General features: G+C 57.5%; 25 protein-coding genes, 1 tRNA gene, 1 other RNA gene and 1 pseudogene. 6 read left to right on the top strand and 22 right to left on the bottom strand.

Translation table 11 applies throughout. The features are described from left to right. Positions 1-11: 11 nt before the first annotated feature. Positions 12-1,640: a sensor domain-containing diguanylate cyclase gene (locus tag H586_RS18250; RefSeq protein WP_051363874.1), complete on the bottom strand. Its 1,629-nt coding sequence runs from the start codon at positions 1,638-1,640 to the stop codon at positions 12-14. Between the two features lie 176 nt (positions 1,641-1,816). Continuing rightward, positions 1,817-1,902: transfer RNA gene (locus H586_RS0105490), tRNA-Leu, on the bottom strand. A gap of 269 nt (positions 1,903-2,171) precedes the next feature. Between H586_RS0105490 and H586_RS0105480 the strand changes: the two genes are divergently transcribed. The 4 genes from H586_RS0105480 to H586_RS0105465 all read left to right on the top strand — a co-directional run bounded on the left by H586_RS0105480 (position 2,172) and on the right by H586_RS0105465 (position 6,034). Further along, complete coding sequence (locus tag H586_RS0105480; protein WP_027181533.1) at positions 2,172-3,200, top strand: DUF1786 domain-containing protein; 1,029 nt, start codon at positions 2,172-2,174, stop codon at positions 3,198-3,200. 155 nt (positions 3,201-3,355) lie between these two features. Beyond that, on the top strand, positions 3,356-4,654 hold the full coding sequence (locus H586_RS0105475) for a phenylacetate--CoA ligase family protein (RefSeq protein WP_027181532.1): 1,299 nt from the start codon (positions 3,356-3,358) through the stop codon (positions 4,652-4,654). Positions 4,655-4,656: 2 nt separating this feature from the next. Beyond that, a complete protein-coding gene (locus H586_RS0105470) occupies positions 4,657-5,163 on the top strand; it encodes a DUF456 domain-containing protein (RefSeq protein ID WP_011367017.1) in 507 nt (168 codons plus the stop codon). A 112-nt stretch (positions 5,164-5,275) separates the two neighbouring features. Further along, positions 5,276-6,034: an RNA methyltransferase gene (locus H586_RS0105465; RefSeq protein WP_027181531.1), complete on the top strand. Its 759-nt coding sequence runs from the start codon at positions 5,276-5,278 to the stop codon at positions 6,032-6,034. A gap of 79 nt (positions 6,035-6,113) precedes the next feature. Here the strand turns inward: H586_RS0105465 and H586_RS18245 are convergent, their stop codons facing one another. Beyond that, the gene (locus tag H586_RS18245) at positions 6,114-7,031 is read right to left on the bottom strand and encodes a pseudouridine synthase family protein (protein ID WP_051363873.1); all 918 of its coding nucleotides are present in this window, start codon (positions 7,029-7,031) and stop codon (positions 6,114-6,116) included. Between the two features lie 178 nt (positions 7,032-7,209). Next, positions 7,210-7,497, bottom strand: coding sequence for a phage regulatory CII family protein (locus H586_RS0105450; protein WP_011367020.1), 288 nt, complete (start codon positions 7,495-7,497; stop codon positions 7,210-7,212). 282 nt (positions 7,498-7,779) lie between these two features. Here H586_RS0105450 and H586_RS0105445 point away from each other — a divergent pair, with 282 nt between their 5' ends. Continuing rightward, positions 7,780-8,451, top strand: a complete 672-nt coding sequence (locus H586_RS0105445; protein WP_027181529.1) for a response regulator — start codon at positions 7,780-7,782, stop codon at positions 8,449-8,451. A 163-nt stretch (positions 8,452-8,614) separates the two neighbouring features. Here H586_RS0105445 and rny read toward each other — a convergent pair whose 3' ends face one another. The 18 genes and pseudogenes from rny to H586_RS0105350 all read right to left on the bottom strand — a co-directional run bounded on the left by rny (position 8,615) and on the right by H586_RS0105350 (position 25,240). After that, on the bottom strand, positions 8,615-10,174 hold the full coding sequence (rny, locus tag H586_RS0105440; RefSeq protein ID WP_011367022.1) for a ribonuclease Y: 1,560 nt from the start codon (positions 10,172-10,174) through the stop codon (positions 8,615-8,617). 186 nt (positions 10,175-10,360) lie between these two features. Then, a non-coding RNA gene (ssrS, locus tag H586_RS20380) (6S RNA) lies at positions 10,361-10,539 on the bottom strand. Positions 10,540-10,640: 101 nt separating this feature from the next. Next, positions 10,641-10,793 (bottom strand): annotated as a pseudogene (zapA, locus tag H586_RS21190) (cell division protein ZapA); the annotation flags it as partial. A gap of 44 nt (positions 10,794-10,837) precedes the next feature. Continuing rightward, a complete protein-coding gene (locus H586_RS0105430; protein ID WP_027181528.1) occupies positions 10,838-11,074 on the bottom strand; it encodes a cell division protein ZapB in 237 nt (78 codons plus the stop codon). A 31-nt stretch (positions 11,075-11,105) separates the two neighbouring features. After that, positions 11,106-12,488 carry a bifunctional UDP-N-acetylglucosamine diphosphorylase/glucosamine-1-phosphate N-acetyltransferase GlmU gene (gene glmU, locus H586_RS0105425; protein ID WP_027181527.1) on the bottom strand — a complete coding sequence of 461 codons (1,383 nt, stop codon included), beginning with the start codon at positions 12,486-12,488 and terminating at the stop codon, positions 11,106-11,108. 932 nt (positions 12,489-13,420) lie between these two features. Further along, a complete protein-coding gene (locus H586_RS0105410) occupies positions 13,421-13,825 on the bottom strand; it encodes a F0F1 ATP synthase subunit epsilon (RefSeq protein ID WP_011367026.1) in 405 nt (134 codons plus the stop codon). A gap of 11 nt (positions 13,826-13,836) precedes the next feature. Continuing rightward, positions 13,837-15,249 (bottom strand): F0F1 ATP synthase subunit beta, encoded by a 1,413-nt coding sequence (atpD, locus tag H586_RS0105405; RefSeq protein WP_011367027.1) that lies wholly within the window; start codon positions 15,247-15,249, stop codon positions 13,837-13,839. Between the two features lie 17 nt (positions 15,250-15,266). After that, entirely contained in the window at positions 15,267-16,139 is an 873-nt protein-coding gene (locus H586_RS0105400) for a F0F1 ATP synthase subunit gamma (RefSeq protein WP_011367028.1), read from the bottom strand. A 14-nt stretch (positions 16,140-16,153) separates the two neighbouring features. Continuing rightward, a complete protein-coding gene (gene atpA, locus H586_RS0105395) occupies positions 16,154-17,662 on the bottom strand; it encodes a F0F1 ATP synthase subunit alpha (RefSeq protein WP_011367029.1) in 1,509 nt (502 codons plus the stop codon). A 4-nt stretch (positions 17,663-17,666) separates the two neighbouring features. Further along, the gene (atpH, locus tag H586_RS0105390; RefSeq protein ID WP_011367030.1) at positions 17,667-18,218 is read right to left on the bottom strand and encodes an ATP synthase F1 subunit delta; all 552 of its coding nucleotides are present in this window, start codon (positions 18,216-18,218) and stop codon (positions 17,667-17,669) included. Then, the gene (gene atpF, locus H586_RS0105385; RefSeq protein WP_027181525.1) at positions 18,215-18,793 is read right to left on the bottom strand and encodes a F0F1 ATP synthase subunit B; all 579 of its coding nucleotides are present in this window, start codon (positions 18,791-18,793) and stop codon (positions 18,215-18,217) included. The genes atpH and atpF overlap by 4 nt, the downstream gene beginning before the upstream one ends. Positions 18,794-18,825: 32 nt before the next feature. Next, positions 18,826-19,242, bottom strand: a complete 417-nt coding sequence (locus tag H586_RS0105380) for an ATP synthase F0 subunit B (RefSeq protein ID WP_011367032.1) — start codon at positions 19,240-19,242, stop codon at positions 18,826-18,828. Positions 19,243-19,423: 181 nt separating this feature from the next. Beyond that, positions 19,424-19,786, bottom strand: a complete 363-nt coding sequence (locus H586_RS0105375) for a bactofilin family protein (protein WP_011367033.1) — start codon at positions 19,784-19,786, stop codon at positions 19,424-19,426. A 66-nt stretch (positions 19,787-19,852) separates the two neighbouring features. Beyond that, the gene (gene rodA, locus H586_RS0105370) at positions 19,853-20,968 is read right to left on the bottom strand and encodes a rod shape-determining protein RodA (protein WP_027181524.1); all 1,116 of its coding nucleotides are present in this window, start codon (positions 20,966-20,968) and stop codon (positions 19,853-19,855) included. Then, a complete protein-coding gene (mrdA, locus tag H586_RS0105365; protein WP_011367035.1) occupies positions 20,965-22,773 on the bottom strand; it encodes a penicillin-binding protein 2 in 1,809 nt (602 codons plus the stop codon). The genes rodA and mrdA overlap by 4 nt, the downstream gene beginning before the upstream one ends. After that, positions 22,757-23,221 (bottom strand): hypothetical protein, encoded by a 465-nt coding sequence (locus H586_RS0105360; RefSeq protein ID WP_011367036.1) that lies wholly within the window; start codon positions 23,219-23,221, stop codon positions 22,757-22,759. The genes mrdA and H586_RS0105360 overlap by 17 nt, the downstream gene beginning before the upstream one ends. 83 nt (positions 23,222-23,304) lie before the next feature. Further along, complete coding sequence (mreC, locus tag H586_RS18240) at positions 23,305-24,180, bottom strand: rod shape-determining protein MreC (RefSeq protein WP_081701771.1); 876 nt, start codon at positions 24,178-24,180, stop codon at positions 23,305-23,307. Between the two features lie 19 nt (positions 24,181-24,199). Further along, a complete protein-coding gene (locus H586_RS0105350) occupies positions 24,200-25,240 on the bottom strand; it encodes a rod shape-determining protein (RefSeq protein WP_011367038.1) in 1,041 nt (346 codons plus the stop codon). A 97-nt stretch (positions 25,241-25,337) separates the two neighbouring features. Between H586_RS0105350 and H586_RS0105345 the strand changes: the two genes are divergently transcribed. Beyond that, complete coding sequence (locus tag H586_RS0105345) at positions 25,338-26,417, top strand: TIGR01212 family radical SAM protein (RefSeq protein WP_027181523.1); 1,080 nt, start codon at positions 25,338-25,340, stop codon at positions 26,415-26,417. The last annotated feature ends 74 nt before the right edge of the window (positions 26,418-26,491 follow it).

Here is a 26,491-nt window from a genome sequence, read left to right as displayed (position 1 = left end):
TTGCTGCGGCGTCAGCCGTCCGGAGCGGCAGCAATGAGTTTTTCAGACCAGATTTCTGTTCTGTTTCTGCCTTTTTTCTTTGCCTGATACAAGGCCCTGTCGGCTTTTGCCAGCAGGTCGTCCAGCTGCGTGGTACCGAAGATGGGTGCCCCGCCCATATCGGCCACACCGATGCTGATGGTTATGCGTATTTCATCGTCGGCAGCCTGAACGGGGGTCGATTCAATATTTCTGCGGATACGTTCCGCCAGTGAAAAGGCCGATGCCGTGTCGGTGGCAGGGGCAATGACGGCGAACTCTTCGCCGCCCATGCGGATGGTCATGTCTTTGCTGCGTACCGCGTTCGAGATGGTCCGTGCCACGGACTGCAGCACCATGTCTCCCGCATCGTGCCCCCACGCATCGTTGACCTGTTTAAAAAAATCAATGTCGAGCATCAGACAGCTGCACGGCAGGTCGGCTTCGGTGCAGGCTGTGATGGTTCTGGTTCCTTCGTGCGCCAGATGCCGCCTGTTGTGCAGGCCGGTCAGCGTGTCGCAGAAAGAAAGATGCTCCAGATCGCGCATCTGCTGTGAAACGCGTTCCGCCATAAAGCAGAAGTTGTCGTACAGTCTGCGTATTTCAGGCGGCATATCGGCGGTGTGCAGATAGGGACATTCCTTGTCGTAGTGCCCGTGGGTCAGCTCTTCCGACATGGTTGATATCTCTTCTATGGGGCCGGTTATGCGTCTGCCCGCTTTGAGCAGAAACGGGATGAGCAGGGCTGCGGTGGCCAGAGCGCCCGCCATGGTCATGGCAATTATCCAGCTGTATCCGCCCAGCATGGCACGCACTGGTCTTTCCTGCACCAGCAGCCATTGGCCGGATTTGAAAGCCAGTCTGACGCCCAGCACATACACGCCCTGAGTGTTGCGGTAAAAATGCGGTGTGCTCAGCGAATCTTCGGGCGGCAGTACGGTTCGCGTGACGGGAATGCCTTCCGGATTATAGCGCGGCAGGATGATGGTGTTTTCCTGCAGTCTGCTGGTCAGCAGGTATCCGTCGGCAGTGGCCAGAAAGCTTTGATCGTTCTGGCGGCGGTGCAGGCGCAGCAGGGCCTCGTCAAGGGTGCGCAGGTCTGTCACGCCGATGACAGCTCCTGCAAAGCGGCCGTCGGCAAAAGGCAGCGGCGCGCAGAAAATAAGCGACGGGTTGTGCGAAAAGCGGCTTATCAGCACCGGAGAAACCACGGGCAGGCCCTGACGGGCTTTTTGGAAGTAGCCGCGGTCACCTACATTGATCGGCACGGGCAGTTCCGGCCCTGTCAGCAGAGAGCCATCGGGAGAGGCGTAAAAAACCTGACTGAACGATGTGTGGTAATTAAGAAAAACGCGCAAAGCCTGTTGCAGCGCGGCTGTATCGTGCAGGTCGCTGATGCCGGTATGGGCAAAAAATGTGATGCTTTGCAGTTGCTCGTTAAGCCATCTTTCGGTGGTCAGTTTGTGGTGCTGCAGCTCCACCACCATGTCATGGTGCGTACCGCCCACAACCAGAATGCGGCTGACAACAGCAAACGTGAGCAGAGACACGCAAAGAGGCAGCGTTACAAGCAGAAAGGAAAAAAAACGGATACGTGAAGCAATGCTCTGACTGCGTGCCATGACGCCTTGTACCGTTAAAGGTTGCAGGCTGCTATAACCATTCGGCCTTTCAGAATATCAGATGGTCATGCCGCAAGCAACGGCCGGAGCGTGATTAAGAATATCGGCTGCATATACGCGCAGGCAGCGCGCATAAGCAAAAAAGCTTCATCCGTATCAGGATGAAGCTTTTTTCATGGTGCCGAGGGCGGGACTCGAACCCGCACGGACGTAATCCACTACCCCCTCAAGATAGCGTGTCTACCAGTTCCACCACCTCGGCTCCGTAAATGCGCGACCTTTTATGTGTCGGCGCGGAGGCAGTATGTAGCCGGAACTGCGGTTACTTGCAAGTGCTTTTTGCGGAAAAAAAGAAAAAAGTTTATCTGCGATGGCGGCAGGTGCCCGCGGGCATACAGGCTTTACACCATGGTGCCCGGCAGGGCGGGGCCGCAGGAGCCGTTGCGCTGCGCGGACCGAACGGCTAGGATGCCTCGCTGCGGCGGTTGTGCCGTGCTGTTGTATGCGACCCCCCCCCAAGGAGAAAGACAAATGAGAAGCCCCACAGTGCTGTGTCTTGATATAGGCAGCGGAACGCAGGACGTGCTCTACCACATTCCGGGCATCGAGCCGGAAAACAGACCGAAATTTGTGCTGCCCGCACCTGCGCGTATGGTCGCGCGCAGGCTTGCGGCGCTTACCGCGGCCGGCAGTGCGGTATATCTGCATGGCAGCAACATGGGCGGTGGTTTTTTCGGCGCTGTCAAAAAGCACCTTGCGGCCGGTCTTGCGGTGTGCGCGCATCCTGAAGCGGCAGCCGCCATACATGACAACCCCGCGCGGGTGCAGATGCTGGGTGTGGAAATTTCCGGATCATGCCCCGGCGGATATGTGCCGGTGCATCTGTCCGATTATGACGCGGCGTTCTGGCAGGCTTTTCTGGGAATGGCGGGGCTTGAAATGCCCGATACCGTGGTGGCTGCCGCTCAGGACCATGGTTTTTTTCCCGATAGCTCCAACAGGGAAGGGCGGTTCACGTTATGGCGGCGTTTTTTGCGCGAACATGACGGCGACCCGGCCTCATTGATATTTCATGATGTGCCGCCGGAGCTTACGCGTCTTGCGGTGTTGCAGAAAGCCATAGGCGGCGGACCTGTGTGCGATTCCGGCGCCGCCGCCGTGCTGGGGGCTTTGTCCATGCCGGAGGTCGCACAGCGCAGTCACCGGCACGGTATTACGGTTGTCAACGTGGGCAACAGCCATGTGGTTGCTTTTCTGGTGTACCGTGAACGGGTGTACGGCGTGTATGAGCATCATACCGGCATGCTGGATACGGCTGCCCTGCTGCACGACCTGACGGAGTTCCGGCGGGCGTGGCTGCCCGACGAACAGGTGCGCGCCTGCGGCGGCCACGGGTGCATGTTCAACACCATTCCGGAAGAGGCGGAAAGCTTTCGCCCCACATTTGTGCTGGGGCCGCGGCGCGCCATGCTGGAGGGGCAGGGACAGTTCATCGCGCCGGCGGGTGATATGATGCTTGCCGGATGCTTCGGCATGCTGCACGGCCTCGGGTTGTCGTAGGGGCGCGCAGAGCAACTGATGTCTGTGTCGCGCAACGTATGCGGCTGCGGTAATGTTTGACATTTTCGTTACTGGCCGTAAAATCGCGCAATTCCCAGCCTGTAACGGCAGTTACCGTATAGCCACGCGCCCGCTGGCGCACAGGAGAATATCGCATGGAGTTTTTCGACAGAGCCGAAACATGGAGCCGCGAAGAGATTGAGCGGGTGCAGCTTGTACGGCTGCGCAACACCGTGCAGCAAGCCTCAGGTTCGCCTTTTTATGCCGCACGTCTTAAAGAGGCAGGCATAGCCCCCGCAGATATCCGCTCGCTGGACGATCTGCGGTCTGTTCCGCCCACCACGAAAAACGACCTGCGTGAACAGTATCCGGCAGGGCTGGTGGCTGTTCCCCGCGAGCAGCTTGTCCGGCTGCATGCTTCCAGCGGCACCACAGGGGCCCCCACCGTGGTGCACCATACGCAGAATGACCTGAATTCCTGGGCCGATCTGGTTGCCCGCAGTATGTATATGGTCGGTGTGCGTCCCGATGATGTATTTCAGAATACATCGGGGTACGGGTTGTTCACCGGCGGGCTGGGCATCCACTACGGTGCGGAGCGTCTGGGATGCCACACCATTCCCGCGGGGCCGGGCAATACAAAACGGCAGATTAAATTCATCCGCGATTTTCAGACAACTGTATTGCATATCATTCCTTCGTATGCGCTGTATCTGGGCGCCGCGCTGGAAGAAGAAGGCCTGAGCGGCGCCGAGCTGCCCTGCCGTGTTGCACTGATAGGGGCCGAGCCGCATACCGAGGAAATACGCCAGCGTATCGAGCAGATGCTGGGGCTTAAAGCCTACAATTCTTACGGTCTGTCAGAAATGAACGGACCGGGAGTGGCCTTTGAGTGCACACATCAGACCGGCATGCATGTGTGGGAAGACGCTTTCATCCCCGAAATAGTCAACCCGGACACTCTGGAACCCGTAGCCGACGGCGAAGTGGGCGAACTGGTCATGACCACGCTGTGTCGTCAGGGTATGCCCATTTTACGGTACCGCACCCGCGACCTGACCCGTTTTCTGCCGGGCGAATGCGCCTGCGGACGTTTGCACCGCCGTATTGACCGTATTCTGGGCCGTGCGGACGACATGATGATTATCAAAGGGGTGAACATTTACCCCATGCAGATAGAACAGGTGCTCATGGGCTTCCCCGAAGTGGGCGAAAACTACGTCATCGAGCTGGTCAGTGAAGATTTCATCGACCAGCTGACGGTGAAGGTGGAAATCCGCGACGGGTATTTTGTAGAAGACATGCGCGTGCTTACAGGATTGCAAAAAGCCATTGTACGCCAGCTGCGTGACGAGATTCTGGTGACACCGCGCGTGGATCTGGTGCAGACAGGTTCGCTGCCCAAAAGTGAAGGAAAAGCCGTGCGCGTGATAGACAGACGCGGCAAGGAGTAAGAGTGGAAACAGCTTTGGCTGTGCTGACCATCATTGTGATGGTGCTTGCGCTGGGACTGCATATTTTCGGCCTGCCTGCCAACTGGGTTGTGCTGGGCATTGCCGGGCTGTGGAAATGGCTGCATCCCGATGCTGCCGCCATGGATCTGACGTTCTTTATCATTATCGGCGGACTTGCACTGGCCGGTGAAATTCTGGAATTCGGCGTGCAGATGCTGGGCGCCAGACGTTACGGCGGCACAGGCAGGGGAACGCTGGGCGGATTTATCGGCGGTATTGCCGGTGCGATACTGGGTGCCCCGTTCTTTCTGGGGCTGGGTGCGCTGCTGGGTGCGCTGGGAGGCGCCTATCTGGGATGTCTGGTCATGGAACTGGGGCTGGGACGTTCGGGCGACGAAGCACGCCGGGCAGCCATGGGGACATTCATCGGCCGGTTTCTGGGGCTTTCGCTCAAATTCGGTCTGGGGGTGTGGATGGTGAGCATGACCATACCGCGCCTGTGGGGCTGATGCGCCGCTTTGCCGGCAGGCACGTTGCGTCCCGGTTGTGAAACGCATATGAGTACGGCGCGGGCGGCAGTGCGGCCCGCGCCTTTTTATTTTTGCCGGAGGATAGCGCATGATGCTTGAAAATGTCGCCGTGGTGCTTGTGGAGCCCCGGTTTCCTGAAAATATAGGTATGGTGGCCCGCGCCTGCGCCAATATGGGCGTAAACGAACTGGTGGTGGTGGCCCCCGAAAGGTGGAACCCCGAAAAATCTGTTCCGCTGGCAACGCCCAAGGGGGTGCCGGTGCTGGAATCTGTGCGGCACGAAGATACGCTGGCCGCGGCGCTGGCACCATATACGCTGGTTCTGGGCACCACTGCCAGAACAGGCGGATGGCGGCGTCAGATATTGTCGCCTGAAACAGCCGCACCCGTGGTGCAGCAGGAAGTGGCCGCAGGCGGCAGGGTGGCCATTGTTTTCGGACGTGAAGACAGAGGCCTGACCAACGAGGAGACGGAAGTCTGTTCGCGCCTTGTGACCATTCCTACCAGCGAGGCAAGCTCCCTTAACCTTGCGCAGGCTGTGCTCATTCTGCTGTATGAATGTTTCAAGCTGTCTGATGCCAGGCCTTTTCACAAATCGGCGGGGGCACTTTCGCGGGTTGTCACGCATGAAGAGCAGGAAATCCTGTTCGCGGCATTGCAGGATACTCTGCTGGACATTGACTATCTGCGCGAGGATAATCCGGACTATTTCATGCTGCCCGTGCGGCGTTTTATGCAGAAAGCTTCGCTGCGCAGACATGAATTTGATATGCTGATGGGCATATGCAGACAGGTCAGGCGGCTTGCCCGTGTGGCAGCCGAAAGAGAAGACCGCGACGCATCAGCATAGGTTCCGCAGCGGCGGGACAGATTTTTTCCGGCTCCGGCACCATCGGTGCCGGATTTTTTGTATGTATTCTGAGCGTGCTTCAGATTTTGCGGCCGGTGGCACAGGCAGTGCCCGCAGCCCATTGCGGCCACAGGGGCCAGCGCGGCGGGCATGTGCAGCTGAAGCCGGGCATATCTATCTTGAAATGATGCAGGTACAGTGTCCCGTCCGCCGGATTGCTGCCGTATACGCAGTCTCCGGCGATGGGGTGTCCGGCATGAGCCAGATGGGCGCGTATCTGGTGACGGGCTCCGCGGTGGATGGCGGCCAGTACCAGCGTTGTCTTCTGGCCGTCCATGGATTCTGCGGGCAGTGCGCGCAGCGGCAGAACTGTGGTATGCCGCAGCGGGTCCTGCGCTTCGTGCGGCAGAACCGTGGTTACCTGTCTGTTTTGCATATTCAGTTCGTTGCGGCAGGCCACAGGAGCTTTCATATGGCCCAGCACCACGGCCAGATAGAGTTTTTCCACCTGTCCTGCCTGCTCAAATTTGCGGAAGGCTTCTGCCGCATGGCTGCCGAAGGCTGCCAGCACCATGCCGGAGGTGGGTCTGTCCAGCCTGTTGACGAGGACCGGCGGTGTTTCGCCCGCAAACAGGCTGTCCAGCTGGTCTTCCACACTGGGAGCCGGTGAAGCGGCGATACGCGCCGAATGCAGCCCCTCTGGCTTGAATATTGCCGCGTAGTCTGCCGTGCGGCAGAGCACCTCTGCCTGCGCTGCCGGAGAAATGTGCTGCGTTTTGTTCCGGCATGGGCACACTATGTCGATAACATCGCCGGTTTGCGTGCGGTACCCCGCAGCACGGGGAACCCCGTTTACAGTGATGGTGCAGTGTTCCCACAGGCGGCGCCTTGCCCGTATGCCTGTTTCAGGAAAAAGCAGGGCGAGCAGTGCGTCCAGCCGGTCGCCGTTGTTTTCTGCTGTCACAGTCAGCGTGTGTCGTTTGTCCGAGGCTTGCATATGGTGTTTCCAGAAGCTGCTTTCTGCCGGGAGGCAGGAGACGGAACCCTGAGGTATTTACACTGTTTTGACAAGTCCGCACGGCAGAGGCGGCGCAAAAAAGCAGAAACGGACCGCTGCGGGCCCGTTTCTGTTACTCTTGAAAAATGTTGCAGAGAATATATAAAATGATGTGCCGTTACGCAGAATCGGCAAGATGCTCCTGTTCTTCCTGCATGGGGTGTTGTTCTGCGCCGGGACTCAGTTTGTAACCGAGTTCTTCGGCCATGTATTCAAGTGCACTTATGTTTTTTGTGACACGCATGATTTCAAGCAGCGTGTCGGCGCCCAGCTTTGCGCTCTGGTCGTAGGGGTTCAGCTCGCGCATCATGGTGGGATAGGGTTTGCCTATGCGCTCTGCCACCCATTTGGACTGTTTGGCGTTAAGTACCATGGCCTGCGTGATACGTGTTACCGAATCGTTCATAGCTCCTCCTGAACTGATTGCGTGTGCCGGACCTGTGTGGCTGATTCCGGCTTTACCACCGGGGAAAGAACTCCATGGTATGCACTTCATCACAGACAGCGCGGCCCGTAAATTAGGACTGACTGTATTTTTGCGTTGGAAACAATAGTATTTTTATGGTAGGGGTTATAACTGGTATATTTTTCATGGCCGGCATTTTTTTTATTATTATAAATGGGTTGTGATTGTTATTAAGTTGCCGGGGGGGTAGGGAGCCACCTTCGAACAGGGGGTTACGGAATTATGGGGGAAGGATATTCACTGATCATTGCCGAAGACCACACCCTTCTGCGCGAGGGGCTGAAGTCGCTGCTGCAGTCTGTACCGCATCTTATAGTCACCGGAGAAGCCAGTGACGGACAGATGGCGGTTGACCTGTGTGACAGAAACCAGCCCGATCTTGTGCTGATGGATATTTCCATGCCTCGTATGGACGGTGTGCAGGCTACTCGTCTGATAAAAAAGCGCCACCCCGAGGTACGGGTGCTGGTGCTGACCGTGCACGGTGCCGGCGAGTATGTTTATGCGGCGCTTGCCGCCGGAGCAGACGGGTATGTCTTGAAAGATGCCAGCAACGACGAGTTTATTCTGGCTGTGGAGTCTGTGCTGGGCGGCAAGATTTATCTGAGTCCGGGCGTTTCCGACGCTGTGGTCAAAGGATACCTGAACGACGCCAGAGGGCAGTCTGTCTCGTCCAGCTGGGAAACGCTGACACCACGCGAACAGGAAATTTTTCAGCTGGTGGCCGAAGGCTATAAAAACCGTGAAATCGCCGAAATGCTGGTGGTCAGCGTGAAGACGGTGGAAAAGCACCGTTCCAACCTGATGCAGAAGCTAGGGGTACATTCCGCTGCCGAACTGCGTGCTCTGGCGCTGGAGCGGGGTATTATTTTGCGCATGCGTTCAGACGGATAGCCAGATCTGTAAGATTGTACCGCCGTATCAGGCGGCGCGCCGGATGCTGACTGCCTGAGAACAGCCCTGCGGCAGGCACCGGCAAAATTACCGGCGGAGAAAAGTAAAAACGCCCGCATCGGCAGATGCGGGCGTTTTGTATGCAGAGCGGTTGTTCCGGCTGCTATTTGGCCACACCCACGGCGCGGCGTTCCCGGATGACGGTAACGCGGATCTGGCCGGGATAGGTGAGGTTTTTCTCGATTTTTTCCGAGATGTCTTTGCACAGCATGTATGTTGTGTCGTCGTCAACTTCATCGGAATTGACAAGAACGCGGATTTCGCGGCCTGCCTGAATGGCGTAGGCTTTGGAAACCCCTTCCATGCCGTTGGCTATACCTTCAAGGTCTTCAAGCCGCTTCACGTAATTTTCCAGCAATTCCTTGCGCGCACCGGGGCGTGCACCGGAAAGGCTGTCTGCGGCCTGCACCAGCACAGCCAGAGCGCTTTTGGGCGGCACATCTTCGTGGTGGGCTGCTATGGCGTGGATAATGTCCTTGGATTCGCCGTATTTCTTTGCCAGATCGGCTCCGATGACGGCATGCGGACCTTCCACATCGTGGTCCACTGCTTTGCCGATGTCGTGCAGCAGCCCCGCGCGCTTGGCGCGTTTTTCGTCCATGCCCAGTTCTGCAGCCATAATGCCGCACAGTGATGCGACTTCCATGGAGTGCTGAAGCACATTCTGCGAAAAGCTGGTGCGGTATTTGAGCTGCCCCAGCAGTTTGATGATTTCGGGATGTATGCCGTGCACACCCACGTCAAAGGTAGCCTGTTCGCCCACTTCGCGCAGCTGCACTTCCAGCTCCTGCTCACACTTGCGTACAATGTCTTCAATGCGTGCGGGGTGGATACGTCCGTCGCTGATCAGCCTTTCCAGCGCCATTTTGGCAATCTGCCTGCGCAGAGGGCTGTAGGCGGAAAGGATGACCGTTTCCGGAGTGTCGTCAATGATCAGATCAACGCCGGTGGCTGCTTCCAGCGCACGGATGTTGCGTCCTTCGCGGCCTATGATGCGGCCTTTCATGTCTTCGCTGGGCAGCGAGACTGCGGTAACGGTCTGTTCGTTGACAAAGTCGCCGGCATACCGCTGAACAGCTGTGGCCAGAATTTTCTGGGCACTGCGCGAAGCGGTCTCCTTGGCTTCTGTTTCTATGACGCGGATCATCTTTCCGGCTTCGTGGCGGGTTCTTGCCTCCACTTCGCTGAAAATGCGCGCCTTGGCTTCTTCAGATGTCAGACCGGATATTTCCTGAAGTTTTTTATCCTGCTCCGCAATTTTCTGGGTCAGTTCCTCTTCCTTAAGCCCCAGAGTGCGTTCGCGCCTGTTCAGTTCTTTTTCCACAGAAAGAGCATCGTGTTCTTTCTGGGCCAGCTTTTCCAGTTTTTCTTCAAGCCGTTCGGTCTGTTCCTGCAGCCTGCGTTCACGGATTTTCAGTTCGTGTTCGCGTTCTTTAAATTCGCGTTCGAGTTCACGTTTCTGGTTAAAGAGTTCATCCTGCCCCTGGATGAGCACTTCCTTTTTGTGCGCCTGTGCCTCTTTGCGTGCCTCCTCGATAATGCGGTCGGCCAGTTCGCGGGCGTCCTGCAGACGTTTGGCGCTGACTATTTTGTGCAGTATGAAGCCTGTGGCTGCCCCGACTGCCATGCCGACGAGGAGGAGTACTATTTCTATAAGGCCCATGCCTCGACTCCCTTTTATTGTCATCGGGTGCGTTGACCCGGTTGAATGAATCCCGACGGCGGTCACGCTGACCGGCCGGTTCCATAAAGGGAAGCGGGCAAGCAGGAAAGGTTGCTTTACTGCCGGCGGTTCTTTGCTACAGACAAGAGAACACGCCGGACGGAGGCGGGGTGACGCAAGGGTATATGAGGCCCCGGAGAGCCGTGTGCCTGCTATTGCAGGACCTGGTTGCCCAGGTGGACGTCTGAGGCGGCACTTCAGGCTTCCCGCCAAGCGGGCATGCACACAGAACCGCCATTCCGGCATCCTTTTTTATGCTTGTGAGGTCAGCAACAGCCGGTCAATCACGCACACTCCAGGGTAAACTCTCGTCATCATCGCCCGCGGGGGGCTGGTTATGCTCATCTATCTTTGCCAGCAGCGCCGCAAGCCGTTTGTCAAACTCTTGGTGCTGATGGTTTGATTGCAGCAAATCGTCTGCCAGTCCCAGAACCAGAAAAGTCAGGAGTTTTTCCTTGCTAAGCTGCTTCCCGTGGAATTTCAGTTTATTGTAACGCTCTTCAACGAGCTGGCGCGCCTGTTCGACCCGTTGCGGATCGGCTTCGGCTTTGAAGGACACTTCAAGTCCCAGAACGGATAAGTTGTAGCTGCGCACGGTGCGCTCTATTCTTCCCCGGTATGGGTTTTCAGTTTGGCAAGCAGGTTGTCCATGCGCGCCAGTACGGCTTCACGCGTGGTACGCTCCTGCTCGAGCGACTCCTTGAGTTCCCTGTTTTCGTCAGCCAAAGCAGAAAGGCCCGAATCTACTTCTTCCTTAAGGCGCCGGTTTTCTTCGCTCAACGCTTCAATGGTAGTAAGTAGTGAATCGATTCGGCTTTCCAGCCGGTCTAAGAGCTCCATGTCGGAATTGTAACCATTTTGATGCATGAAATCAAGAATGACGCGTTTTGCGCAGGTTTTTCTGACGTCCGCGGGCGATGGCCAATTCACCGTCCTCTACGTCTTTAGTAATCACTGATCCCGCGCCGACAAGGGCCTGCTTCCCGATGGAAACGGGGGCCACCAGCGCGGTGTTACTGCCGATGAATGCTTTTTCGCCTATGACGGTGCGGTGTTTATTCACGCCGTCATAGTTGCAGGTGATGGTGCCGGCGCCGATATTGGCTTCGCTGCCGATGTCCGCATCACCCAGATAGGTCAGATGGCTTGCCTTTGCCCCTTTGCGGAGCACGGCTTTTTTCATTTCAACAAAGTTGCCCATTCTGGCGTCCTGTTCCAGCACGGCCCCGGGACGCAGACGGGCATATGGGCCGGCAACGGCACCTGTGGCTATTTCCGCCTGTTCTGCGTGGCTGAAATTGCGCAGGGTGCTGCCGGGGTGCAGACGGCTGTCTTTTACCCAGCAGTGCGAATCAATGGCGGCCTGAGCACCCACAAAGGTGTTTCCGTACAGTTCGCACGGGCCGTGAATGACAGCCCCCGGTTCTATGACCACATCGGGACCGATGCGTACCGAACCGGCAGCATGTACATGGACTCCGTTGTGCAGATGACGGGTCACAATGTTTTCGCGCAGCAGCTCTTCAGAACGCATGAGTTCGGCGGGAGTGTTCACTCCCAGCAGGTCAGGATCGTTGCCGCATTCCACACCTTCCACACGCAGTCCCTGCCTGACGGCAAGTTCCACGATATCGGTAATGTAGTATTCTCCGCTGGCATTGGCATTGGTCAGAAGAGGCAACAGCGGTGATACTGCGGCCACCTTGAGCAGATAAATGCCTGCGTTGATTTCACGCGGTTCCGGCCCGTGCTGCGCCGTATCGTAGTCTTTGGCTTCAATGACCGCTGCTACGTGCCCATGACGGCGTACAACCCTGCCGAAGGCTGCGGGGTCTTCCAGCGTCAGGGTGATGAAGCCCACGTCAGCGCCGGAGCCTGCCGTGCGGTCCAGCAGCCTGACGATTGAATCGGGGCGCACCAGCGGCGTGTCGCCGTTGATGACCAGCACATAGTCAATGCCGGAAGCTGTGACCTTGTCCCATGCGCACTGCAGCGCATGGCCGGTGCCGAGTTGTTTTTCCTGCAGCACGAATTCGCGGTCTTCATGGCAGAAAGCTTTGCGTACCATGTCTGCGCCATGGCCGATAACAGTCCACACCGCCTTGGAAAACAGCGGATCAAGCGCCCTGTATACAAAGCGCAGCATGGGCTCGCCCAGCAGCGGCTGCAGCACCTTGGGTTTGTCGGAATACATGCGCGTTCCTTTGCCTGCGGCAAGGATAACAGCGCCTGCGGTATACTGGTTCGAGGACATGATGTCTCCGGTTGCGTATCTCGTCTGGCTGTCCGTTATGGGACAGCTGCTAAAACAGAAGAAAACTACAGACAGATACACCCCGTTGTCCAGATAAATACGCCGGAACGGTACATGCTTCTTTGAAGGTATGACTTGCGGAAGCGGGAAGGGGACGCCTCGTTGTGCCGGTGCGGGCGGTAAAACAGGCTTTGCGGGCAGTGACTGCGTAAAAAAGTGCTACCGGAATATCTTTTTGAACAACAGACATTCCGGCCGGAGGACTGCTGTTTGGCGAGGCGTCTGATGTTCGTTGCCTCCTGTCCGCCGGTTTTATCCGCTGCCGGTTATCTGTACCGGTGATGTGATGCCGGTTGGCGGACTGCACGCGCCGGAGGATGAGCGCAGGAACCGTGTGCGCGGCATACGGGTGCCGCGCACGGCGCGGCTGTGCATGCTTGTGTATTGCAGCGGTTGCGCAGTGCGCAGGCCGTGTGCGCTGCGGCGCGGCCATCCTGTTTCCGCTGCCGGCGGTCCGATGCGTTGCCGCATCAGGTGGCTTCTGAAAAAAGATGCAGATCCTCTACAGGCTGACAGGATACTGTGCCTGAAAAGAGTTTTTTAGCTGTGCCTGACGGGAAGTTGCATGGAGCAGGCAACCTGAAGAATCTTTCTTTGTGCATCCGGAAACGGGCAGGAATCGGGAACACTGTTTATCGTGGCGTTGCAATTTAGCGGGGTACCGGTGACTGACAGGGCAGTGCAGGCAGCGGGTATGCGGAAGCAGCGCTTGCAGGGGGTATGCGCCGCGGGTTGCGGCTGCGCGTTCCGCAGCCGGTGCACGGCAGGACGCAGGTGCAGGAGTGTGTTTTCAGGACGGGCTGAGGGAGTAAAAAAACGGGCCGGCTGTAAAGCCGGCCCGTTGTCATACTGGTTGCTACCGCTGCATGCAGCTAGGCTGCATTGCGTACCTGAAGGCGGGCCAGAGCACGCTTCAGGGCGGCTTCAGCGCGGGTGGCGTCGATCTTTTCACGTTCGGCTTTCAGGCGCTCTTCAGCGCGCTGCTGAGCCTTGCGTGCGCGTTCGATGTCGATGTCTTCGGCACGTTCAGCGGATTCGGCCAGAATGGTCACTTTGTTGTCGGAAACTTCAGCGAAGCCGCCGGAAACAAAGGCGTATCTGGTTTTGCCGCCGGCCTTGTAGTACAGGCTGCCGATGGACAGAGCCGAAAGGAACGGGATGTGGTTGGGCAGTACGCCGAACTCACCCTCGTATCCAGGGGCGCCGACATAGTCCACCTGCTCGCTCAGGACCACCTTGTCCGGTGTCACGATTTCAAGCTGGAGAGACTTTTCCATAGGTCAGCTCCTTACGCGGCTTGCTGACGCTGGTTATAACGCTCCACGGCCATTTCGATACCGCCGACCATGTAGAAGTCGTTTTCAGCCAGGTGGTCGTATTCACCGTTCAGAATGCCGCGGAAGGCCTTGATGGTCTCTTCCAGCTTTACATACACACCAGGGGTGCCGGTGAACACTTCTGCCACGTGGAACGGCTGAGAGAGGAAACGCTGGATGCGGCGTGCGCGCGCAACGGTCTGCTTGTCCTCGTCCGACAGTTCGTCCATACCCAGAATGGCAATGATGTCCTGCAGGTCTTTGTACTTCTGCAGCACCATCTGAACTTCACGTGCCACGCTGTAGTGTTCGGCACCAACAACGTTGGGGTCGAGAATACGCGAAGTGGAGTCCAGCGGGTCAACCGCAGGGTAGATGCCGAGTTCTGCAATCTGACGCGAAAGCACGAGCGTTCCGTCAAGGTGCGAGAACGTGGTTGCAGGCGCGGGGTCGGTAAGGTCGTCCGCGGGAACGTAAACAGCCTGCACCGAGGTGATGGAACCCTTGGTGGTGGAGGTGATGCGTTCCTGCAGGCCGCCAAGGTCGGTGCCCAGCGTGGGCTGGTAACCCACCGCGGAAGGCATACGGCCGAGCAGTGCGGACACTTCCGAACCTGCCTGCGTAAAGCGGAATATATTGTCAACAAAGAGCAGCACGTCCTGATTTTCTTCGTCACGGAAGTATTCCGCGCAGGCCAGTGCAGTCAGTGCAACACGTGCACGTGCTCCCGGAGGTTCGTTCATCTGGCCGTACACAAGTGCGGCTTTTTCCAGAACGCCGGCGTCCTTCATTTCGTGGTACAGGTCGTTACCTTCACGGGTACGCTCACCAACACCTGCAAACACGGAAATACCGCCGTGCTGTTTTGCAATGTTGTTGATCATTTCCATCAGAATAACGGTTTTACCCACGCCTGCACCGCCGAAGAGACCCATTTTGCCGCCCTTGGGGAAGGGAATCAGCAGGTCAACAACCTTGATGCCGGTTTCAAGCAGTTCAACGTTGGTGTTCTGCTCGTTGAATTCGGGTGCGGGACGGTGAATGGGAAGGCTTTTCGCCGCGTCGATGTCGCCCATTTCGTCCACAGGACGGCCCACAACGTTCATGATGCGGCCCAGAGAGGCGCTGCCCACGGGCACCATGATGGGGTTGCCAGTATCGGTCACTTCCATGCCGCGGACAAGACCTTCGGTCGCGTCCATGGCGATTGTGCGAACAACGTTGTCACCCAGATGCTGTGCCACTTCGCAGATAAGCTCGGGGCAGTCAGCGTTGTTGGGGTTTTTAATGACCAACGCGTTCAGAATGTTAGGAAGGTTGCCATCGGCAAACTCGACGTCGACAACGGCGCCGATGACCTGAGTGATCTTGCCTATGTTACTCATACCTCTTAAGCTCCCTTTTATCCTTTCAGGGCTTCAGCGCCGCCGACGATATCCATAAGGTCTCGCGTGATCGCCGCCTGTCTGGTCTTGTTGTAGAGCAGCGTCAGGGAACTGATCATGTCGTCGCAGCTCCGCGTGGCGTTGTCCATGGCAGTCATCCGTGCAGCGTGTTCACTGGCCGATGTGTCCAGAAGGCCGCGGTAGATCTGCACCTTGATGAAGCGGGGCAGAAGCTCGGCAAGCAATCCTTCGACAGCGGGCTCGTAGGTGTACTCTTTTGACGGAGCAGCCACCTCTTCTTCCTTGGCGGCAGCCATGGGAAGCAGCTGGAGACGCTGGGGGACCTGCCTGACCATGCTCTGGAATTCGCCGTAAATCATTACGACTTCGTCCAGCTCACCAGTCAGGTACGCATGAATGACGTCCAGTCCGATCGAGTTTGCCATGGTGAAGTCAAATGCGTTCATCTGACCCACAAGTTCCTTGACTATCTCGAATTCGGACTTGCGTACGGCATCGCGTGCTTTTTTTCCAACGCAGTAAAACTTTACGGTTTTACCGGCGCTGGCTTTTTCACGTGCCAGCCGCAGCGCGTCGTTGATCAGGTTGACGTTGAAGCTGCCGCACAGGCCGCGGTCCGACGTGGCGAGAATGATACCGCAGGTATTCACCTCTTCACGCTTTTCCAGCAGCGGGTGGGCAGACGAGTCGGCCTGCGAAGCAAGGTCACCGAGCATCTCATAGAACTTTGCAGCATAAGGTCTGAAACGTTCTATGCGTGTCTGGGCGCCGCGCAGCTTGGCCGAGGCCACCATGTTCATCGCTTTGGTGATCTGTTTTGTCTTCTTCACACCGGCGATTTTCAGTTGGACATCTTTCAAAGAAGGCATATTACCCCCCGCGGTTAGGCGGTGAAGCCTTTTTTGAACTCTTCGAGAGCCGCTTTCATGCGTCCTTCGATGTCGTTGTCAATGGCCTTTTTCTCGTCAAGATCTTTCAGTATGTCACCCTTGGCGTCCCGCAGGAACTCAATGTACTCAGCTTCGAACTTGCGGATGGATGCCACAGGCACATCGTCCATGAAGCCACGGGTTGCCGCGTACATGGAAGCTACCTGCTCGTTGAACGGCATGGGCTGGTACTGGGGCTGCTTGAGCAGTTCGACCAGGCGTGCGCCACGGTTCAGCTTTGCCTGCGTTGCCTTGTCAAGGTCAGAACCGAACTGGGCAAAAGCTGCCAGTTCGCGGTACTGGGCAAGGTCAAGACGCATGGTACCTGCAACCTGCTTCATTGCCTTGATCTGTGCAGCGCCGCCCACTCGGGAAACTGACAGACCGACGTTGATGGCAGGACGGATACCGGCGTTGAACAGGTTGGGTTCGAGGTACACCTGACCGTCGGTAATGGAGATAACGTTGGTCGGGATGTAGGCGGAAACGTCACCGGCCTGCGTTTCAATGATGGGCAGGGCGGTAAGCGAACCGGCACCCAGGCTGTCGTTCACTTTTGCGGCACGTTCAAGCAGCCGCGAGTGCAGGTAGAAAACGTCGCCGGGGAAAGCTTCACGTCCGGGAGGACGGCGCAGCAGCAGCGACATCTGGCGGTAGGCGGTAGCCTGCTTGGAAAGGTCATCGTAAACGATGAGCGCATGCTTGCCGCTGTCGCGGTAGTATTCAGCCATGGCACAGCCGGCATAGGCGGCGATGAACTGAAGCGGAGCCGGTTCGGAAGCGGTGGCGGAGATGATGGTGGTGTATTCCATCGCGCCGTGTTTTTTCAGCGTGTCTGCCACCAGAGCAACAGTGGAACGCTTCTGACCGATGGCCACGTAGAAGCAGTGGATGTCGGTGTTTTTCTGCGCCAGAATGGCGTCGATGCAGACGGCGGTCTTACCGGTCTGACGGTCGCCGATGACAAGTTCGCGCTGACCGCGGCCGATGGGCGTCATGGCGTCGATAGCCTTGATGCCGGTGGGCATGGGTTCGTGCACGGACTTACGGGCGATGATGCCGGGAGCCTTAAGTTCAACAGGACGGAATTCTTTGGAGTCAACCGGTCCTTCGCCGTCAATGGGCTGGCCGAGGGGGTTGAGAACACGGCCCATGACCGCATCGCCCACCGGCACGGAGAAGATTTTGCCGGTACGCTTTACCGGGTCACCTTCTTTAATGTCGGTATCCGGACCCAGCAGGGCCACACCGACGTTGTCTTCTTCAAGGTTCAGCACCATACCCATGAGCCCGCCGGGAAATTCCAGCAGTTCCATGGCCATGGCGTTGCGAACACCGTAAACGCGTGCAATACCGTCACCGACGTAAAGCACGGTACCGGTTTCGCTCATCTCGACTCGCTGTTCGTAATTCTGAATCTGCGATTCGATGATCTGGCTGATTTCTTCGGTCTTAATCTGCATGGCCCTACTCACCCCTCTTGATGTTATCCTTCAGAATGCCCAGCTGTGCGCGCAGGCTGGCATCAAGAACACGGTCGCCGACCTTCAGCACGACGCCGCCAAGGATATCCTTGTCTACGCTGAAGTTCAGCTCAATCTTCTGTCCGGCCTGCTTTTCAAGCTGTTCTTTCACCGCATCACGCTTGGCCTTGGCCAGTTTGATGGCGGTAACCAGCTCGCCGCGGATGATGCCTTTTTCGGCATCAAGCAGAAGACTGTAAAACGCGTTGATGTCCGGCAGGTCTGCCAGTCTGCCCTTGTCTGCAAGCAGGTTGCAGAAGTTGCTGACAGTCTGGCCTGCCCCGGCGGCTTGTAAAAGCTTGGCCAGAACCGCACGCTTCTCTTCAATGCTGAAGAGCGGGTTGCGGAAGAGTCTGGCAAGCGCGGGAGATTCCTCCACGGCCTTAGCAACGGCGGAGAGCTCGGAACCGAAAGCATCGAGTTCGGCAAGCCCCTGCTTCTGCCCTATGGCAAAAAGCGCCCTTGCATACCTACGAGCTGCGATGTTGCCGGTCAATTGAGCACCACCTTTGTTAAGTACTTGTCAATGAGCTTTTCCTGCTCGTTACCGTCCAGCCGTTCTTTGAGCAGCTTTTCGGTCGCATCAACAATCATGTCCGCCAGTTCTTCGCGCATGGCGTCCTTGGCGTACTTGACTTCGTTTTCTGCGGACTTTTTGGCTTGTTCAACGATTTGTCTGGCGGAGGTCTCCGCCTTGCTGATGATGGCCGCCTTCAGCGCCTCACCCTGAGCCTGATACTCTGCGATAATGGCTTTGCGCTCATTTTCGAGATCCGCGATACGCTTTTCAACGTCGCCAAGCTGTTTCTTGGCGTCGGTTTTGCGCGTTTCCAGATCGTTGAGTTCCTGCTCGATTCCTTTGCGTCGGCCGCCGAAGAAAGCAATAAGCTTCTTGCCGGCCGCGTAGTAGATGATTGCGATGAATATCGCAAAGTTGGCAAGCCTGAATCCGAGGTTGGTCCAATCGTAATGGTGTTCCCCGGAAGCGGCTTCACCGCCGGCTGCCAGCGCAACGCCCGTGGCCAGGAGCATCACGCCAAGAACTAACAACAGTTTTCTCAGCCCTTTCAAAGCCGAACCCTCCTTCACTTTCGCCGTAAGTGTTACCCGAGGACCTTGGCAGTGGCCTTTTCCGCCAGGGCGCCCACTTGCCCTTTCAGCGTTTCCATAGCCTCTTGTACATCCTTGGCAACCTGCTTACGGGAAGCTTGCAGGATGGCCTGTGCCTCCTCGGAGGCTGCTGTGACAAGCTCCTGCTCCCTGGCGAGACCCTGCTCTTTCTGGGCGTCGCGCACTGCGGATGCATTGCGTCTTGCTTCAGACAGGGCGGTCTCATAGTTGCTGAGCTTCTGGTTGGCAGCATCAAGGAAACCCTCGGTGTCGCCCACCAGCCCCGACATCTTGTCAGCCCGCTGCTTGATGATCTCCCTAATTGGCCGGATAAGGAGAGCATTCAGCACCAGGAGCGTGACAAGAAAGTTCACCAACTGAATCAGTAAGGTGAAGTCTAAATTGATCATGCCTGCTCCCTTGGTGAGGTTGTGAATTTAAGCTCAAAGTCACGATGGGTTTAGCCAATATAACCCATTGTGTCAAAGCCTTTTTTGGAAATTTGTGAGTGCTTGTGAAAAATTTCCTGAATTTAACTGTTTGTTTTATCAGTTTATTCATATTCAAAAGGGCCGCTGTGCGGCCCTTTGTCTACTGGTCTGCAGTCTCGGGTGGAGTACCGGAGTCTGTGGCTTTCATCACAACGTCGCCCTGCAGCACCGCACCTTCCTCGATGACAAGTGACGGTGTGTTAAGGGTGCCCATGACGGTGGCCGTCCGGTGCAGCACGGCTTTTTTGCCGGCGGTGACAGTACCCTGCACCTTGCCGCTCACGATTATCTGGCCCACCTGAATCTGGCCCTGCAGGTCGGCGTCCTTGCCGACAATCAGTGTGCCCTGCGAGCGGATTTCTCCGGTAAAGGCTCCGTCGATGCGGACAGAGCCCTGAAAGTCCAGCTTTCCGTTGTATACGGTTCCCGCGCCCAAAAAGGCGTTGATTTCATCTTTCGACATTCGTGCATGCTCCTTACTGGATCGCGAAAAAAGAGGCATGTTCAGCAGCCCTTTTCATGATGCGGCTCATGATGCTTTAAAGACAAAGCGGCGCATGGAGACGTTCAGCACCAGACCTATCAGACAGAAATTGACGATAGTGGCGCTGCCGCCGTAGCTGATGAAAGGCAGGGGGATACCCACCACAGGCATCAGCCCGACCACCATGCCCATATTTATAAGAATTTGCCAGAAAAAATAAAAAAACACGCCGGCGCACAGAAAGCTGCCGAAACGGTCTTTTGCATCGCGGGCGGAGTTGAATATGGCCAGCAGGAACAGGCAGAACAGACCCAGCAGAATCATGTTGCCGATGAATCCCCACTCTTCGCCGAAAACCGCCACAGCAAAGTCTGTATGCTTTTCGGGCAGAAAGCGCAATTGTGACTGGGTGCCGCCCAGAAAACCCTTGCCCCATATCTGCCCGGAACCGATGGCTATCTGCGACTGGATGATGTGGTAACCGGCTCCCAGCGGATCGCGTCCGGGATCGAGAAATGTGAGTATGCGCTGTTTCTGATAGTCGTGCAGCACAAACCAGCCCAGCGGAATGAGCGGAGGCAGGGCGATGATGCAGGTTTTGAAAACATGCCGCGCAATGCCGCGGTACAGTATGACTCCGCCCACGTTGAGCAGCACGTTGAGGGTGGTGCCGAGGTCCGGCTGGGTGACAATGAGGGCGGCCGGAATAAGGCATATACCCAGTATTTTGAAAAGTTCACCCCAGTCCAGCGGTTCGCCCCCGCGGGAAAGCAGTCTTGCGGCGATGATCAGCGTGCTGATTTTTGCCAGTTCGCTGGGCTGCAGGTTGAAAAAACCAAAGGAAAGCCAGCGCTTGGCGCCGTAAACCGTTACGCCGAAAAGCGGAACGGCCACCAGCAGCAGCAATGTGACAATGAATACAGGCCACGCCAGACTTTTAAGGTGGCGGTAGTCGAAAAGCATGACGGCCAGCATGCCGCCCATGCCCACAGCCCCCCACAGAAGCTGTTTGCTGTAGAATGAGGAGACAGCGATGCCGTCGTCCACGCGGAACCCCGATGCCGAATACAGGTTGGCCACGCCCACGCCGAAAAGCAGCAGCGTCATGGCGATGAGCCCCCAGTTCATATGAGTCAGAATGCGTCTGTCTATGGGGCTCATTGGCTGTCAGCTCCCGCTTCTCCGGGCACGCCGAAGAGGTAGTCGAAAAGTCCTTTCACAATGGGGCCTGCGGTGCTGCTGCCACCACCGCCGTGTTCCACCATGACCACAATCACGTAGCGTTTATCGTCTTTCTGGCCCCATGCGGCCATCCATGCGTGGTCGCGTTCCCAGTATTCCATTTCTTCTTTTTTGCGGCGCTCTTCGCCCACAATGCGCACCACCTGCGCCGTGCCCGTCTTGCCGCCGATGACGGCGTCGGGTCTGCGAAGCCTGCGCGCCGTGCCCCGCGGAGCGTCAACGGTATCGACCATGGCTTTCAGGATGACTTTGCGCGCATCAGCCCCGATGGGAATTTCATGCTGCACCAGCGGCTTTTCGTCCACGAGAATCTGGGGTTTGAGCAATTTGCCGCCGTTGAGCAGGGCGCCGATAAAGCGTGCTATCTGCAGAGGAGTGACCAGAGTGAACCCCTGACCGATCGAAATATTGAGCGTTTCGCCGCGGTGCCATACCTCGCCGAAGCGTTTACGTTTCCATTCCCGCGAAGGTACCAGCCCCGAACGCTCATGGGGCAGGTCTATGCCGGTCAGTTCGCCGAATCCGGAAGCCTTGGCAAATTCCGCAATGCGGTCGATGCCGATTTTGTCGGCCACATCGTAAAAATAGACATCGCACGATTCCACAAGCGCCTTGTGCAGGTCGGTGTGCCCGTGTCCCCATTTTTTCCAGCAGCGAAACACGCGGTTGCCCATGGGATAGCGTCCGTTGCAGAAAACAGTCTCCTTGGGGTCGACCACTTTGTCTTCCAGCACCAGACCGGCCATGAGCAGCTTCCAGATGGAGGCGGGCGGATATACGGACTGGATGACTCTGTTCTGCATGGGGTGGCGCGGGTTGTCGCGCAGTTCTGCCCATTCCTTGCCGGTCAGGCCGCGGGCGAAGGCGTTGTTGTCAAAGGCCGGCGCGGTGACCAGCGCATGCAGCTGACCTGTGTCGGGATCAAGCACCACAATGCAGCCCGACTGGCCTTCAAGCATTTCAAACGCCTTGTGCTGCAGGGCCAGATCAATGGTCAGGTTGATGTTTTCACCGGCCTGAGGGGCCCGCAGTATGTGGTGAGTCAGGTCGCGGCCCACCACATCCACTTCCATCTGACGCAGACCCTTCTGGCCGCGCAGCCGGTCTTCTAAAACCAGTTCCAGTCCCTGTTTGCCCACAGTGTCGCCCAGCGCCAGTTCGGGACGCTGCTGCAACTGTTTTTCGTCTGCTTCGCTCACATAGCCCAGCAGGTGTGCCAGTTCCGGCCCCGAAGGATAATAGCGCCGCGGCCGGACAATTATCTCCAGACCGGGCCAGCGGTTTATATTGGCCTCTACCGCGGCCAGCAGCTCAAAGGAAATATCCGGAACAAGGATGAGCGGCTCGAAGGATTTAACCTTGCGTTTGTCGCGTTCGTAGCGCTGGGTTATCTCCGTCAGGTCAATGCCGGTCCACTGGCTTATCTGGGCCAGTGTGGAGGGAATGTCGTGGCAGTCTTCACGCACCAGTCCCAGACCGTAGGCCGGACGGTTTTCTGCCAGCAGCATGCCGTATCTGTCGCGCAGCAATCCGCGCGGCGCGTACATCTGTTCCTGCCGCAGACGGTTGTCACTGGCCAGACGTGCGTAATCTTCACCTTTGTGTATCTGCAGATACCAGAAGCGCAGCGCAAAAACCAGAAAGATAAGCGCCACAAGCCCCTGAAGCAGCATGAGCCCTGAACGCGGGGGCTGGAAGCCTTCCGAATCAAGCTGGACTTTCATCGGGGGCGAACCTTTTTCTGGCCTGCATGACCAGCAGCCAGCAGGGCGGGATGACAAGAGCCTGTATAATGCTTTCGTGCATAAGGCGACTCTGGATGAGGGATATATCCTGCAGCATGGCCATGACGGAAATCATGCCGAAGTGTGTCAGCCCCAGACCGGCGGACAGCAGCAGAACAAAAGAAATGTTTCTGGCCTCGAAAAGCCAGCGTCCTGCCTGCACCAGTACTGCGGCACCCAGATACTGTCCCACGGCGGGGCCGAATGACATGGTTCCGCTGCCTTCCTGAATCAGTGAAAAACAGATGATGATCCAGAATGTCTGGATGGGGCGTTCTTCCTGCAGCGCAATGATGAGCCCCGGCAGCAGAAAATCGATGCCGGGAACCAGCTTCTGAGCCCATATGGCGGCTGCAGCGTACACAAGCCACCAGATAACATTGCGCATTGTCCGAGTTCTCTTGCGGTGTTTGCGGGTCAAAACGGTGCCGCCCCGCGGAGGGGCGGCACAAGTATCGTCCGGTGCAGGCGCTAGCGCGTGGCGTTGGCGTGCGCTGTATGCGCTCCGGCCTGCGGGGGCGTTTCCACTGCGTGAAACGCGGCATGCGGTCCTGCCGGGCGTTGCAGCAGCAGCACTTCTTCCAGCCGGTCTATGCCGGCCAGCGGAACCGCGTGCACGGTCTGAAAGAGTGAGATATCGGAATGTTCAATACGCACTATGCGCGCCACGGGCAGGCCTTTGGGATAGGCGCCCGCCAGTCCGGAAGTTATGAGCGTTTCGCCTTCTTCCAGCTGCGCATTGAGCGGAACAAACCGCAGAACAAGTTCCGAGCGGGCCCCTGTGCCCATCAGAATGCCCGGTGTGCGGCTTGCTGAACCGAGCACGGCAATACGGCTGGCGGGGTCGGTGATAAGCTGCACCGTGGCCGTGAAAGGCCCTGCCCGCATGATTCTGCCCACAACTCCCTTGTGTGTCACCACGGGAGTGTTGGAACCTGCTCCCTGAAGGTAGCCCTTGTTCAGCATAATGCTGTCAAGAGCGGCTTCGGAACCGAGGCGCTGGGCAATGATGCGGGCTCCCACCCGTTCCCACTCCGCAGGAGCGGAAAAACCGTTAAGGGCGCGCAGCCGTAAAAGTTCCTGCTGTTCTTCTCGTGCCTTTGCCAGTTCAAATGAAAGATCTTTCACCTGAGCTGCCAGGCGTTCGTTCTGCTGGCGTACATCGACCAGGTACAGATACTGTTCCCAGAAATCCACGGCGCTTCGGTGAACCCATTCGCCCGGTTTCAGAACGGCCCCTGCAAACTCAAGCCCCGTGTGCGAAGCGGCATTGTCAAGAACACCGGTCCGCAGGTTCCATGTGTACAAACCCAGATACGCGAAAAGCACAGCAAAAAGTACGGCCAGAATGCGTTTGGGCGAAACGTTAATCGATTGCGACCTCCTTCAGGATGTCCAGATTGTCCAGCGCTTTGCCGGTACCCACAACAACGGTGGAAAGAGGATCGTCCACCACGGTGATGGGCAGCGATGTCTCTTCGCGCAGCAGCTGGTCAAGCCCCTTGAGCAGGGCGCCGCCGCCGGTCAGCACTATGCCGCGGTCCACTATGTCCGCTGCCAGTTCCGGCGGGGTCTGTTCCAGCGCCACACGCACTGCCTGCACTATGGAGTCCACCTGTTCGGATATTGCCTTGCGTACCTCTTCCGAGGTTATGGTGATATTCTGGGGAATACCTGTCACAAGATCGCGTCCTTTAACCTCGAGCTGCTGCTCGGGGTCCATGGGGTAGGCCGAACCGGTTTTGATCTTGATTTCTTCGGATGTGGATTCGCCTATGAGCATGTTGTACTTGCGTTTGACGTGCGTCATGATGGCTTCATCCATTTTATCGCCGCCCACGCGCACGGAACGCGAATACACCACGCCGGAAAGCGAGATGACAGCCACTTCCGTGGTGCCGCCGCCGATGTCCACCACCATGTTGGAGGTGGGCTCCTGAATGGGCAGATTGGCGCCGATGGCGGCTGCCATGGGTTCCTCGATGAGGTAGACTTCGCGCGCGCCGGCACTCTGGGCCGATTCCTTTACCGCGCGTTTTTCCACCTGTGTTATGCCCGTGGGCACGCAGATGATGATGCGCGGACGCACCAGACGGCGCGAGTTGTGCACTTTGGAAATGAAATGGCGAAGCATGGCTTCGGTAATTTCAAAGTCGGCAATGACGCCGTCTTTCATGGGACGGATGGCCTGTATGTTGCCGGGGGTGCGGCCCAGCATGCGTTTGGCGTCATGCCCGACGGCAAGAACGACATTGCCGCCGCGGTTATCTTTTTTTACGGCGACAACGGAAGGCTCGCGCAGAACGATGCCTTGTCCTTTCACATAGACGCAGGTGTTCGCGGTGCCCAGGTCTATAGCCAGGTCGTTGGAAAACATACCCAGCATAAAATCGATTGCTTTAGACATGTATGGTCTCGCTTGCCTCGGGGGGGATGGATGCGTAATCAGTTTCTGGTCAACAGCGTGTGCTTCCAAATTGTCCGACTTGTCAACTGGAAACCCGATGAACAGATATTACCAGCTTTCTTCGTACTGGCGCCACCGCTACGGGGCGCGTATTCAAAAAATTCCTCTCGATGCGGGGTTCACCTGTCCCAACCGCGACGGAACCCTGTCACACAGCGGATGCGTGTTCTGCAATCCCGGCGGATCCGGATCGGGACTGGCCCGCAAGGGTCTTACCCTGCCGGAGCAATGGGCACATTGGCAAGGCATTTACGGGCCTCGCCACAAGTCGGGGCTATACATAGCCTATTTGCAGTCATTTTCCAACACGTATGGCCCGCTGGAAAAGCTTGAGGGCGTACTTTCTCAAATCGAAGGGTTCACCGGTGTTGTAGGAGCGGGCATAGGCACCCGCCCTGACTGCCTTGACGAGCAGCGCCTTGACCGGATAGCCCGTAGTATCGGGCGCATCGATGCGGCGCTTGCTGCTTCGGGTATACAGCCGCAGGGCATTTGCGGCAAGGCCGGAGCGGAGGTATGGCTTGAACTGGGGCTGCAGAGTTCCAGCGATGCCACGCTGCGGCGCATAAACAGAGGCCACGATTTTGCCTGCTTTGTCAAAGCCGTACATATGGCGCATGAGCGGGGCCTCAAGGTGTGTGCGCATCTGATAGCCGGTCTGCCCGGCGAAACCGGTGCCGATTTTGCCCGGACTGTTGCCGATGTGGCAGCCCTGCCGGTGGCCGGCGTAAAGTTTCATGGCCTGTATGTGGCCGAACATACCGCCGTGGCAGCGATGTGGCGCAGCGGGGAATACCGGCCCATGGAAATGGAAGAGTACGCGCAGGCGGTCGCTTCCGGACTGGCGGTACTGCCTGCCGGCGTTGTCATACACCGTCTGACAGGCGACGCCGCGGAAGGCGAACTGCTTGCCCCGGCATGGAGTGCCGACAAGCGCGGCGTCATAGCCCGCATAGAGGCAGTCATGCGGCAGAACGGCCTGTGGCAGGGGTGCAGGGCAGACGCGCCACACAGTACGCCGTTATGGTTTTCGCAGCAGCACATGCTGCCGGCCGCCATGCACGACCGGTGGCGCCGTTCGGTTGAGGAACACTGCCGCGGCAATGCGGCAGGCTGAGCTTTGCGACGGCCGCTGCTGACGGCGGCGCTGTGCCTTACGGTACAAGCCGCAAAGCGAACCTGATTTGTGTG

The sequence above is a fragment of the Oleidesulfovibrio alaskensis DSM 16109 genome, assembly GCF_000482745.1.
In the GTDB taxonomy this organism is placed as follows: domain Bacteria; phylum Desulfobacterota; class Desulfovibrionia; order Desulfovibrionales; family Desulfovibrionaceae; genus Oleidesulfovibrio; species Oleidesulfovibrio alaskensis.
Note: the sequence above shows the minus strand (reverse complement) of the source record. Positions and strands in the feature narration are given on the sequence as shown.